Here is a 14370-nt window from a genome sequence, read left to right on the forward strand (position 1 = left end):
AAGGTTAATACATGCTCCTGTTGTTAGGGAGGCAGCACCTAAGAAGCACTTGAAGTAAATAATTAATTGCAAAAAAATACGACTTCTCAAACGATTTCTCAATCAAATCATTACAAAAATCAATACCAATCAAAAAGCATAACCGTAACACCTCCCTTTATCAAAAAATTATCAGAATAAGTATATAATAAAACCCTAAAATCTTTCATCTATATTATTACAAAACACCTTACATTGATAAGTCTGAATTACATCTTTTCTTATGTTTATAATTGGATATAATTCATAAAAATTAGACACAAAACTCCTGAATTATACCTAACATATGAGCATAGCTATTGTAAATTAATTTCAGGGCGAATTACTCGAGATTAAAAACCTAGCAGAAAAAGTAAAATCGTATTTGTTTTATACTTGTATTTACATGATAGTTCTACTCTATGATTTTATAATAAATGTCCATTTATTTTTAAGCTTATAAAATTACCGTGAACAAAAATTCAATGCATAAAAAACAATATTTCTTCCAATAAGTAAAATTTTAAAATTGTTAAACAAAAATTTCGTTTAACTTAATAACAGTATACAGCATTAAAAAAAGGAAGGAGCTAAAAATCATAGATTTCAGCTCCTTCCTTTTTAGGTACTTTCAGTATTCTCCCTAACGCTAATACAATTCCATTAACCATAAAAGATTATAAAACTGTAGGCCACGACTATCGACTATCCTCCGCAATAAGCAGTTTGCTGCCACTTTCCATTATCCTTTACCCATGTATTGATACATCCACCACCTGTAGAACCTGAACCTTCTGGTCCTAGAGGTTCAGACATACCTGTGTCTACACTATTGCCATTACCATTACTATTACCTCCGCTGTTACCACCACTATCGTTATTGCCACTTCCTCCATTACCACCACCAGCACCACTTGGGTCAATATATATAGTCGTTAAAACAAAATTACCATTTGCATCAGTGCATTTCATAATAGTTCGATTCCCTTCTTGATATATTTCTTTTATTATATCATTCGCATCACAATCTACATTATTGGTACCATCTTGTGAAAACCCTAAAAAAGGGCAAAAAACCAGTAAATAAATTAATTTTTTCATTTTTTTGTTTTGGTTAATATTTTGATAATAAAAATAGAATCCCAAATATATACTTTAGCAACAATAATAATGTTAACTTTTAGTTAATTACCCAATAGTATTGTGAGTTTCTTATTTAGCTATACTTTTCATTAAACAATAACTTATAGCATCTCATTAAAAGAAAAAAACACAGTTTCTCATTCTTAAAAATTTAGTAACAATTCAAATTCCTCCAAAAAAAACTGCCCAAAATATTTTGGACAGTTCTTATAATTTATTAGCTATAAAGCTTTTTAATAATCTTAAAATTTAATAACCTTTATTTTGAATTGTATTTGCGTTTGCATTCATTTCTTTTAATGGAATAGGAAACGCATATCTTGAGCTGCCATAAGCAATTCCTTCTAAACCTAAATCATCATAAGTTTGTTTAACAGGATCTACCACTGGCATATTCATCTTAGTCCTTGCAATATCATCAAACCTAAAACCTTCAAAGCATAATTCTTTTCTGCGTTCTAAAAGAATATTATCAATTGACACCGACATATAAGGTGTAGCATTACGGTTTGTTGCTACTAGATTTAAATTTGTCAATGCAAGAGGATCTGCTGCATTAAGTCTAAAAGATGATTCTGCATTTATCAATAACATTTCCTCAAATCTAAACAAAACAACATTCATATCTACTTTTACAAACTTACCTGTATTTCTCAAACGTAATCTTTCTTGAATAGTAATCATATTTCTTCTAACATCTGAAGAAGAAAACTGATTTTTTAGATCTTCTAAAACTACAATATCTCCATAAGCAGTATTGTTATAGATATTAAACAAACTATCGTTACCACGGTTATCATCTGAAGTAAACACCAACTCAAAAATAGAATTTGGTTGAAGATTTGCTTTAAAAGATTCAGCATATTCTGCTGCAGTAAGTATTCTTGCTCCACTATTATTAATAACTTCCTGAGAAGCAACTTTAGCTATATCCCAATCTCCGAAATATAATGCAACTCTAGCTTTAATTGCATATACCATAGTTGTTCTAACTGCCATTTTATTCCCTTTATCAAAAGATTTATCCATCATTGTTAAAGCTTTATCCAAATCTGCATAAATAAAAGATTTCACTTCTCCTACAGTACTTCTTTTAGGCTTCATATCGTTTACATCTAAAAAATGCTTTACATAAGCTACCCCCAAAGAATTTAAATCTCCACCTGCAACATGTTGTTGCCCATAAATACGCACCAAATCATAATGTACCAAAGCACGCAAAGCTAAAGCTTGCCCTTTTACATAATTAATTTCCGCTTCATTTCCTACAATATTTGGATCAGCAACAATATTTGCATCTATAATAATGTTACAATTTGCAATTACAGCATACATACGCAAAAAAGCATCATTTGCATCAGAATCAGCGTTTGTCATATCCATTGCTGCCGAAGTTCTAAAACGTCCCGAATTACCATTTGCATATGCATTATCAGAACGAACATCTCCAAAAACCATTACATTTCGCCCATAATAAGCAAATGTCGTCATTATATCATAAGCTCCCCCAAGTACAACTTTTAAATCTCCAACTGTTTTTATCTCCGTATTAGGTTTATTTATACTTAGTTTAGGATCCAAATCCCCATCTGTGCACGAACCTAAAATGAGTCCTAAAAAAACTAAAGATGTGTATATTATTTTTCTCATTTTCTTATAATTTTATGTTAATTGCAAATACTACCAATTTTACTGGCGGACTTACCAGACTCGTAAAACCATCTGCTCTTACCTCTGGATCGTATTTCATCTTACCATCTTTCACAAAAGTCAATAAGTTTGTCCCTCTTACTGATAAATCTAATCCTGCAAGGCTCATAAACTTAACCGTCTCTGGACCGAATCTGTATCCCAAAACCAAATCTTTCATTCTTATATAATCTCCATCATATAAAAACCTTGTTGATGTAGTTGCTGCATTTCGTCCTGCCCCAAGCTCCATCTTAGGAGTCGAAACAATATCACCTGGTTTTTGCCATCTATCCATCAGATTTTCTGTACCATTGAATGAAACAAAAGTATTATCTCCTGTGCTTTGAGTATAACTAGTCCAATCTTCATACACCTTATGTCCACCTGCGAAATAGAAAGAAACATCTAAATAAATCCCTTTATAATCAAAATGAGTACCAAATCCGCCCAAATAAACTGGAGCAGATTTTCCTTGCATTGCCACTTTGGCATTGTTATAAACTGAAGTTGTTTCTCCATCTACACCATTAACATACCATAACGGTAATCCATTAGCAGGATCTACACCAGCCCATTTGCGCATATTCCATGTCCCTATTGATTCTCCAACTTTAGTAACTTTAGTTCCTGTAGTAATCTCTATATCTTTTCCTGCTGGATCTTTTGCTAATTTTTTAACTTCATTATCATTGTGTGAATAATTACCCGAGATAGACCAATTAAAGTCATTTCCTCTAAAAATATCTACATTCAATTCAACTTCTATTCCTTGATTTAAAACCGCACCTGCATTCATTAATTGTATCACACTAGTTCCTGTAGGAACTCCTTGCGTTAATGAAACTGGTACATTCTGTAGTAAATCATACGTATCCCTATTGTAATACGATACACTTCCCGAAAGCCTGTTTTTAAACAGTCCAAATTCTAAACCTACATCAATTGTTTTATTCTTTTCCCAAGTCAGCAACTCATTACCTATAGTGGATGGATAAGCTACAGGTTGCGCATCATAACTTGCATCAAATGCAATTAATCTTTGATATGAATTCTCATTTATACCACTATTTCCCGAAGTCCCATAAGAAGTTCTGAGTTTTAAGTTATTAAAAATAGAACCTTCCATAAATACTTCATTACTAATATTCCATGCCGCACCTACAGACCAGAAATTACCAAAACGATGTTTCGGAGCAAACTTGGATGATCCTTCTCTCCTATATGTAGCATCAAGTACATATTTATTATCATAATTATAATTAAATAACCCTAAATAAGAAACATTTAACCAATCTGAAAAATTCCCCATTGTAGATTTATTTTTAGAAACAACATCTAAATAAATCAAGTCATCCGAACCAATATTCTGACCATAACCTCCAATATAATCATTTTTATTTTTTTGGTGCTCAAATAGTGCGGTTGCGTCAAAATTATGCTTGTCTAATTTCAAAGTATAATTAATCGAATTTTGCGAAACCAGATTCGTGTTTCGTCTAATACTCTGTTCTATAGTACCATTGTAATTCCTACCATCTCCATGAATTCTATTATTATAATTATGATACGTATTCATATTATAATCTACTGCAAATACTGATTTATATTTGAAATGATTTGATATTTTCCAGTCTAAAGTATTATTAGATCTAAGCCCTAATAAATTATTAGTTTTAACATTATTTGCTAAAGTATAAAAAGTATTATGCAGAGAAGTCCAATACCCAATATCTGAAACATTTGCCCCTGTACCAATATTAAATGTACCATCACTATTATAAGGATTCACCCAAGGATTCATAAAATATTTTGTCAAGTTAGGGTTACTAAAAGTTCCTGTTCCCTCTAAGATACCATTCTGTTTAGCTTCAGAAAAAAAATTTGCAGTACTAAACTTCAAGGTTTCAGTTAATTTTCTTGTAACCCCTAGCGTAGCAGTAAATCGTTTAAATTCAGCTCCCTTAACAGTAGCTTCTGTTTTATTATATCCAAGCGAAGCATTAAAGGTCGTTTTTTCATCCCCTGCTGATACAGAAAAATCTGTATTCTGAACTAATGCATCTTTATTTTTTAGTAATTCTCCCCAGTTGTGGCTTACACCATCCCAATCTTGTAAACTTGCTTTGCTAGCATCAATATTTAATCCTTCAGGAGTATTCAATAGCCAATTTTCAGCTGTTGTTCTATCAAAACCTTTAGAAGTTCCATAAGTATTATAAACTGCATCTAAATACAATTCTTTTCTTTGATCTCCCGTAAGAGGCCTCCTACCTGTTACTGCATTATTCTGAAAACCAATAGAATTACTAAAATTATAAGACGGTTTTCCTACTTTTCCTCTTTTTGTTGTAATTACAATTACTCCATTAGACCCTCTCGCTCCATAGGCCGCAGTTGCTGATGCATCTTTCAAAACTGTTACACTTTCTATATCATGACTATTTAAAGTCGCTAAAACTGACATTGATGAAGCTGAACTCGTTGTTGTCTGAACTGTTTTATTATCATTACCACCTGAAAGATCTCCACTTATTACAGGTACGCCATCAATTACATACAGAGGTTGGTTATTTGCTGATATTGACCCAGCTCCTCTAATACGAATATCCTGAACAGAACCTGGGGTTCCAGAAGAACTTGATACTTGCAGACCAACTACCTTTCCTTGTAAAGCCTGATCAACAGAAACTGTTGGAATACCACTTAAAACATTTCCTGAAAGCTGCTTAGAACTACCTGTCATATTACTTTTAGATTTAGTAACATATCCCATTACCACAACTTCATCCAGCGCTTTACCATCTTCCTTCATCACTATATTCACTACAGAAGAAGCACCAACTGTAGCCGACATATCTTGCATTCCCATATAAGAAAACACAAGTATGTCTCCTTGTTTTGCCTTAACAGAATATTTACCATCAAAATCCGTTTGGACACCAATATTTGTTCCCTTGATATTAACGTTTACGCCAGGAATTGGCCCTGTTATCGCATCTGAAACAATTCCAGAAATAGTTTTCTCTTGTGCAAAAGAAAACTGCATGGTCAATACCATTAGTAATGTTAAAATCCATGTAAATTTTACTTTCATGTTAAATATTTTATAATTAATAGTCAACAAAACAAATGAAAATTTCTTACAATAACAATTAAACAATAAACAATTAAGAAAAATTTCCTACTTTTTATTTTAAATAAAAAGAGAAATAAACTACAAAAGCCAAGAACAAAGAGTGTTACAGCTAATTATAGTAAAAAAACTACAACAATATCCATTTATAGTTTTAACAAGAAACAAAATGTTAATTTTTTAACATTTGTTAATTATAAAGAATTAGATCCTTTTTTCAATAGCATTGTATGAGTTTCAATTGCTATTTCAAGAAAACTTATACGATTGATTTCAAAAAAAAACTGCCCAAGAAATTTGGGCAGTTTTTTTGATATATTAAAACTTAAAGCTTGATTCATTTCATTAAATAAACTTTTATTATGTATCTGAATTACAAATAATTTCAGCTTTCAAAACTGATCTTAAAAATTTCGAGTCAGCACTCAAATTTCTGAATAATTCATTCCTATTTATTAAACAAATTAAGAGTTTATTATCAATCTAGATAGCTAGTAAATGTTCAATAAATTGTATTTTTCTTCTTTTTTAGTAGGCTTTATTACTTTCTTTTTCAAGATTTGATCGTCCCTTGATCATCCATTCTGGAGTTTTTTCACCCTTTAAATAATGATCAAAAAATTGTTTCATTCTCGTTGATAAATCTTTTCTATTACCCCAACTCTCAGCTTTAAGATTATGTGGCTCTCCATTATAATTTAACATCCATACTGGCTTATCTAAACGACGTAATGCAGTAAAATATTCAATTCCCTGATACCATGGCACTGCTCCATCATTATCATTATGCATCATCAATAAAGGCGTTTGTACTTTATCGGCATAAAATAAAGGAGAGTTTTTTATGTAGGCATCTAAATTACCCCAGATCGTTTCTCCTATTCTGCTTTGCGTATGTTCATACTGAAACATTCTGCTTATACCTGTCTCCCATCGAATACCTCCGTAAGCACTGGTCATATTACTAACTGGAGCTCCTGCCATAGCTGCTGCAAACATATTTGTTTGCGTTATAAGATATGCTGTTTGATAACCTCCCCAGCTTTGTCCTTGAAGCGCTATATGTTTTGCATCGATTGATGGATATTGTTTTATCATATTCTCTACACCGCTCACAATACAGTTATAAGCACTCTCTCCTGGAAGCCCCTTTTTATAAATGATATCTGGAACAAAAACAAAATAATCATTACTAGCATATAACGTTCTGTTAATTGTAGACCTACTAGGCTGAGGAGCATAATGACGGTGATAGGTCTCTGAATTCAATTCATAAAAATACACTACCATTGGATATTTTTTGTTTGGATCAAAATTCTCAGGCTTATACAATAATCCTTGTAAAGTAATCGCATCATTATTTTTCCACTCTACCAAACTTACTGATCCCCACTTATATTTTTTTTGTTGTGGATTTGCTTTTGTTAATTGCACAGGAGACTCAAAATCGATTGTAGTAACCCAAATATCAGGGTATTGCTGATAATTTTGTCTGGTATAAAAAATAGTTTTACTATTTCTAGATTTCTTAGGTGCTGTAAAGAAATAGTCGCCTTCCATTATAACAACAGGTGTTTTTTCTTTATTAAAATCGGAATAAACATATCCTGCTTTTTTTGTACTTTCTTCAAAAACTGATAACAAAACTTGTTTTTTAGTATCTATAAATTTTTCCTCATTATCTATCTGAAGATATCGATACACCTTTTTTGTTTCTCTCCCATTTTTTGTTATTCTTTTTGGCTGTATTTTTGATTCTGGATCAAATTTCCATATATCATAACGATCATAAATGTAAACCGATTTATCTCCTTCATCCCAGCCAGCAATACCGTATGGAGAAGGCTCATTAGGCTGATCATTTCGCTCATCATACCAAGCCACATTTGTCCCTTTGGTTAATGGTTTCTGCTGATTGGTTTTTAAATTAATAGCATAATAAATGCTATCTTTTCTGTTGTAGTAAACAGCATATTTTTGAGAACCTCCAAGCCATACCCGATCTTGTTCTTTAACCAATATGCTTTGCTCCCCTGTATTCAGATCTATTTTAGAAAAATCTTTTACAAATAAAGCATTCCATGAAGAAGCTCTTTTATAAGATTCATCATCTGATCCTAAAACAAAATCCCCATCCCCATTATTTAATACTGTAACATCAGGAACAGTTTTATTTGCTAACTGTACCGCTTTGTCTGAACTAAAATCATATACTGCCTGATACGTTCGGTTTTGTTCCTTTTTACTATTTACAATCTGTTCTGGCTGTAATTCTTTATCTGTCCATGCCCAAATATCCAATGCTGCACGTTCTTTATTTAATAAAGTATCTTTACGTTTTTCTCCTTCAAATAAAGTATTTCCAAAGAACAATCTCTTTCCATTTGCTGAAAAAAATAAATCTCCTTTATCTGAATAATTCCAATTCTCTGGAATGTTCTTAATTCTGTTCGTTTTTAATTCTGTCAACTGTAATTTTGAACCTTTATACAACTGATATTTTTTAATTTTAGTTGTATCGGATGAAAATAGAAATCCTAACTTTTCTCCCTTATCTTCTATGGCGATCTTTGTTATTGTACCTTTTGAATTAAAAATCGTATCGGCCTTTTTGGTCCCTGCATCAAAATATAATAAGGCTGATGCAATTAAAGAATCTTTCTTTTTTTCTGAATGAAGCAATAATTTATCTGCTTTTTTAGACCAACTAAAGCTTTTTATATTCAAAAATGTTACACTATCTTTATGTATAGGGTTATAAACAACTACAAGAGTATCGCTCTTTGCTTTTGATTTTTTATCTGCTCCTATCGAATCTTTTACTTTTACTGTTTTCAGGATTGTTTTATACGCTAACCACTCTCCTCCTTCAAGAGGTTGACTGAAACTTTTTAGATTTGGATATTTTTTTATTTCTCTGGTTTTAAATACATAGATTCCCAAAGAATCAACTGGTAGTTTTTCTTTTTTTAGCTTCTTTGTTTCTGCCTTTCTTCTAACTGCTATTTCTGGCTTTATTTTAAATGATACAAACGTACTTTTCCCATTAATCTGAGCATCATACCCTCTGGGAATTGTATCTGATACTTTTGTTTTAACATTAACGACAACAAGCATACCATCGCCATTTCCTGGATTATATTCATATACCAGATAAGCACCGTTTTCAGACAACTGTGCTTTTTCTATTTGTTTCCAATTATCAAAATCATCTACAGTAAGTGATTTTTTTTGTGCAAATGATCCAATTGCGACAAAAAATAAAGAAACAAGCAAATACATTTTAAACTTCATAATTCTATTTTATTAGGGATAATTCTAGCTCAATAATTCAACTATTCCTCGTAAAACTACATAAATAATGTACATTCCACAAATGCCTCTCTACAGAAATGTTCCACTCTTAAATTATAACAAAATAAAAGCTACAACATTGCTGTTGCAGCTTTTAAATTTTATTTAAGAATAAAGTCTGTTTTGTTTTTTCTTTACAGAATTGCGTCATAAATATGAGGCAGTCACCGCCTCAATTATCAACTGATTATTAATAATATATAATCAATACATTTAATTAATTAATTAACTCATAATATCTCTTAAATCATTGAAAAAATGACTCTAACTTTCCAAAGCCTTTCTTAAAACATTCTATTTACTCAACGATTTTTTTTAATTGAGCATATAAGCTATATTTCATAAAGGCATTCCATAAAAACAAACAAATCAATAATTTTTTAATTTCTTCTTAAAGAACAATAAGGCTGTACCATAAATCAGAGCTATTGATTGCAATATAGTGATAAGAGCATTTAAAGGACGAATTAAACTCTTCTTTTATAAATGATGGAAAAGCATTTACACCAAAAATAATTACAACAATTAAAAGATATTTAACCCAAGAGATTTCAAATCTAATTAGCAATCCCAAAACTAAAATAATAGAAATAGCAATTACACTTATTATTATGGCTGATTTCGACAAAAGTATATCAGGAGATAATAAAAAATTAATTAAACCAAGACCTGCAGAAATAAGAAATAAATTTGATGATTTAATGTAATTTAGATTTGAAGAAATTCTCATTGTAAATTTTATCAGGAAGTTATAATATGTAAAAAAAGCAAGAGATAAAAGTAATAAAAAATACCACTAAAATAAATTTAAAAAAGAGAATGAGCTTTGAAGATTTATAGTACCTCCACTCTTTCTGCTGGGTCATTTACGGAGTGTAAAAATAAATTTTGAAGAACATGAATAGATATGCGATAAATTCACAATTTTAAAATGAAAAAATGAAATACATAATTTACTTATTTTACAGATACTACAATAAAGGAAGCACAATTAGAATTCCATATGAAAGTTCAATTTTCGCTCTTTTATTATTGTTTTTTATGAATGTATTTACATTCTTTATACTTTTGTTTCCCTGTTTTTCAGGATGATCCTTTCAAACCATTCTAAAGTTGAATTGTATATTTTTTCATTAATCGAAGTCTTTCTAGGATACTTTATGTTTAATAGATTATTTCCTAAAAAAGAAATTTTAGAAATAAATGAAATTTCTAAAAACACAAAACTTCATAGCTGGTTTTTATTTTTTTATGTAATTTTTTCATTTATAATATTAATGATTCTAATAATAAAAAATAGATGATTTCTGCTGAATCAATTATCTTCCTAGTAAAAATATGAGTATAAAATAGATAATTATGGAAAAAGTAAAATTGAAAAAACAAAGAAGTTTTTTTTCAATTTGTATAATTAGCCTTGTCTTAACAGGTTGTTCAGGCACAATAAATCAAGAATATTTCAATAAAACTTTGGGGCTAAATATTGAAATTAAAAAGAAAATATTTAACTCTGAAAACTCAATCAGTCCTCAAGGAGAAGGGTTCAGCATGGAAATAATTACTTTTGATAAAAGGATACTGCTAGTTTATTTGTAAATAATAATAGTTATCCTAAACCCTATGACCTTCGGAGTGATTGGAAAATATCAAAATGGCAAAAAACACCATTAGTAAATAAAGATGTTTCTGAACTTTTATTTAATTATAATATTAACGATAAAGCAATTAAAAAGGAACTAGCAAATATTAAGCTTCTTGTAAACTCAAAGGGAAATATATATTTCCTATTATTTCAAGGAAAGTGACGGAAATATACATGCAATCGATATCTGTATTTTAGATATTAAAAATAAGATAATTTATTTATGTGAGATAATTACATAGATTAAGCTCCATCCAACATGAGCATCTTACTCCTAATAGTCCTGTTCGGATCATCTCCTTCACACCTTCAAAACAAACAAAAAAGCTACAACATTACTGCTGTAGCTTTTCTATTTTAAAGTTCATTTTCTTTTATCTCTTAAGACATTTTATTATATCTGTACTAGTGATTAAAACTACCAGTTTGGCTCTAGTCCAGGGTTTTCATTTAATTCAATTTGCGGTATTGGCCATACAAATCTACGGTCAGTATATGGTATAGCGGCAACCGTTAATGCTCCTGTATAAGGAGTTCCTAAAATGTAATCAGCAGAAGGTGGAGTTGTATTTGCTACTTTTGCAGGAACTCCATCAATACGAGCTAAATCATCTCCTTGTAATCTGTGAATGTCTGACCATCTACGTCCTTCAGCAAGGAACTCAATTCTTCTTTCTACAATTATTGCATTAACCAAAGATGCTTGAGAACTTAATGTAGCGGTAGTATAGGTTTGTGCAGTAGGATTAGCAAGAGATCTATCTCTTACAAGGTTTAACAATCTCAATGATTCTGTTAAATTTGGAGATGCCAGACGAGCTTCAGCTTCAGACATATTTAATAGCACCTCTGCATATCTGATAACAGGAGCAGCATCAGTTCTGTTTGTAACGTCTGTATATTTATTAGTGTATTTTACCCCTGCAGAAGTATAAATCATTTTACCTTCTTCTCTTCTTTTATCATCAACTAACCAACTTGGATTCCTCCAAATTATAGGGCTAATTGCAATTATAGCTCTTTGTTTATACATACTTGCCAAAGCACCATTTACTGTTGGATTAGAAGTAGAAGAATGTTGAATTGAGAAAATCGACTCTGAATTATTCAGATTATTAGTCAATATAAAAGGAGCGCCAGGAGCTGTTGTTAATGAATAAACACCATTTAGTTTAACTCCTTCAGCAATTACATTAGCCCAGTCCCTCTTATGAAGATATACTCTCGTTTTAAAAGCAATTGCTGCACTTTTAGATGCTTTTGCCGTTATTTTTGTTGTTATCAAATTTTCAGCATCGGTTAAATCTGCCAAAATTTTAGCATAACATTCAGCTACAGTATTTCTTGGCTTTAACTTTTCCGAAGCAATTTCCGCAGCTGTGTTTATCCCAACTTCTCTGTATATTACACCTGCATGTGTCGCACCTGAAGTAAAATTGTATGGTCTTGCAAAGAAGTTCAACAACTCAAAATGAGTGATTGCTCTTAAAAATTTAGCTTGTCCTATATAATCATCGGCAACAGACTGAGTAATTATATTCTTAGCAACAGCATCTATTACACCTTCAATCATCAGATTACATCTGTTAATTAGTCTATAACCATCAACCCAGTAGTATACGTTATTTGCAGTAGTTGGATCATAACTACCTTCATAAGTATATTGAAAAAAAGCAGCTGTATTAACAACATCTTCTCCTCTGCAATCTCCTTGTTCTACAAAAGCAGCTCCCCAAACATAACCTCTACCACCATTCGGGCTGTTAGTGTTATATTGCCCAATAGCTGCAGCATTATAAACACCATTCATAGATGATTCAATAAGTGATGGTGTTGAAAATGCCATACCCTCAGATATGTTATTAATTGGATCTAAGTCTAATATTTTCTCTTCTGTACATGCATTCATCCCGAATACAACTACAAAAAGTAAAATTGTTTTTATTATATTTTTCATACGTCTTTATTATAAACTTACATTTATTCCCATTGATATCACTTTAGAGCGTGGCGTACCATTAATATCTACACCAGCAGTCTCCATTTCAGGATTAATTCCTTTGTAATCAGAAATTAACCAAATATTTTGCCCTTGCGCAAAAATCCTAAAACTGTTAACCCCAATTTTGTCTAATAGCATTTTTGGCAATGAATAACCTACACTAATATTATCAAGTGAAATAAAATCACCTTTTTCAACAAAACGAGAAGTTGCACTACCACTAAGATTTGTTGTATTATTTGTACTAGCATATAATCTTGGCGTCCATCCGTCTCCAGGGTTATCAACACTTTGCCATCTACCTAAAATCTCTTTCCCATTATTATTAAAATTTTGGTTCATTAATTCTCTTCTTGTAGCGTTGAATACTTTATTTCCGCCACTAAATCTGAACATGAATCCAAAATCAATATTTTTATACTTCATATTAGAACTAATCGAACCAAAATAAGTTGGAAGTGTATTACCTAAGATTACTTTATCAGCAGTACTCAATGATGCAACAGTACTTGTTTCTGAAGGATTATCAGGGTTATAAACGGAATAAGAGGTTAGACTGGTAAGTTTCCTTGTACTAGACTTCCATCTGCTTTGTAATAAACTGGGTTTCCATTTGCTTTGTTAACACCATAATATTTAAACCCATAAAGAGAGTTAATAGACTCCCCTTTTCTAATAATGATATTTGGAGAAATATTTGTATCGGCTGTGTAAGACCCTCCAATAATATCACCACTAGGCAAGGAAGTTACTTCATTTTTAGAAAGTGTCACATTAGTTGCAATATCCCATGAAAAATTCTGTGTATGTATAGCTTTAAAAGCTAAAGCAAACTCATATCCTCATTAAACATTTTACCTACATTACTATTTATGATACTTCAGGAATACCTAAAGATGGATTAACTGGCGCCTCTAAAACTAAGCCATCAATATCATTTTTGTAATAATCAAAAGTGAAGGTTAATCGATTATTAAGGAATCCAAAATCAATACCTATATCTGTTTTTGTACTTGTCTCCCATTGTAACAAATTATTACCAAATTGAGAATATCCAATACCATTTAAATCTCCGTAAGGGGAACTAATAGTTAATCCTTTTGAAGGATAAGAAATTCCACGTAATACATCTACATTACCAACTTCAGAATAAGATGCTCTTAATTTTAAATCGGAAACTGTATTATTTATTCTTTCCATGAAATTTTCCTTAGACACTGTCCAGCCTACTGAAATTCCAGGAAAATTATTCCATCTAACATTAGATTCAAATTGCGAGATTCCATCACGTCTTATAGATGCTTGAATAAAGTATTTTTCTTTAAAATTATAATTCAAACGTCCTAAATAAGAAATAATACCTTTTTCTGTAATCCCCCCACCCCA

Annotated in this window: 10 protein-coding genes; 1 reads left to right on the top strand and 9 read right to left on the bottom strand. The window is 31.1% G+C overall.

Annotated elements, in window-relative coordinates:
- Positions 1–723: 723 nt before the first annotated feature.
- From AC1RYN_RS03010 to AC1RYN_RS03030, 5 genes are all read right to left on the bottom strand, one after another.
- Complete coding sequence (locus AC1RYN_RS03010; protein ID WP_481805778.1) at positions 724–1119, bottom strand: hypothetical protein; 396 nt, start codon at positions 1117–1119, stop codon at positions 724–726.
- 291 nt (positions 1120–1410) lie between these two features.
- The gene (locus AC1RYN_RS03015; RefSeq protein ID WP_481805779.1) at positions 1411–2811 is read right to left on the bottom strand and encodes a RagB/SusD family nutrient uptake outer membrane protein; all 1401 of its coding nucleotides are present in this window, start codon (positions 2809–2811) and stop codon (positions 1411–1413) included.
- A gap of 4 nt (positions 2812–2815) precedes the next feature.
- On the bottom strand, positions 2816–5947 hold the full coding sequence (locus AC1RYN_RS03020; RefSeq protein WP_481805780.1) for a SusC/RagA family TonB-linked outer membrane protein: 3132 nt from the start codon (positions 5945–5947) through the stop codon (positions 2816–2818).
- Between the two features lie 567 nt (positions 5948–6514).
- Entirely contained in the window at positions 6515–9280 is a 2766-nt protein-coding gene (locus AC1RYN_RS03025) for an alpha/beta hydrolase family protein (protein WP_481805781.1), read from the bottom strand.
- Positions 9281–9731: 451 nt separating this feature from the next.
- The gene (locus AC1RYN_RS03030) at positions 9732–10070 is read right to left on the bottom strand and encodes a hypothetical protein (protein ID WP_481805782.1); all 339 of its coding nucleotides are present in this window, start codon (positions 10068–10070) and stop codon (positions 9732–9734) included.
- Between the two features lie 629 nt (positions 10071–10699).
- Here AC1RYN_RS03030 and AC1RYN_RS03035 point away from each other — a divergent pair.
- Positions 10700–10936: a hypothetical protein gene (locus AC1RYN_RS03035; protein ID WP_481805783.1), complete on the top strand. Its 237-nt coding sequence runs from the start codon at positions 10700–10702 to the stop codon at positions 10934–10936.
- A gap of 464 nt (positions 10937–11400) precedes the next feature.
- Here the strand turns inward: AC1RYN_RS03035 and AC1RYN_RS03040 are convergent, their stop codons facing one another.
- From AC1RYN_RS03040 to AC1RYN_RS03055, 4 genes are all read right to left on the bottom strand, one after another.
- Complete coding sequence (locus AC1RYN_RS03040; RefSeq protein WP_481805784.1) at positions 11401–12939, bottom strand: RagB/SusD family nutrient uptake outer membrane protein; 1539 nt, start codon at positions 12937–12939, stop codon at positions 11401–11403.
- Positions 12940–12948: 9 nt separating this feature from the next.
- Positions 12949–13479, bottom strand: coding sequence for a hypothetical protein (locus tag AC1RYN_RS03045; RefSeq protein WP_481805785.1), 531 nt, complete (start codon positions 13477–13479; stop codon positions 12949–12951).
- A gap of 56 nt (positions 13480–13535) precedes the next feature.
- Positions 13536–13757 (bottom strand): hypothetical protein, encoded by a 222-nt coding sequence (locus AC1RYN_RS03050; RefSeq protein WP_481805786.1) that lies wholly within the window; start codon positions 13755–13757, stop codon positions 13536–13538.
- Between the two features lie 97 nt (positions 13758–13854).
- On the bottom strand, positions 13855–14370 hold a 516-nt coding region (locus tag AC1RYN_RS03055; RefSeq protein WP_481805787.1), incomplete at its 5' end, for a TonB-dependent receptor domain-containing protein.

This window comes from Flavobacterium sp. TC780 (genome assembly GCF_056783245.1).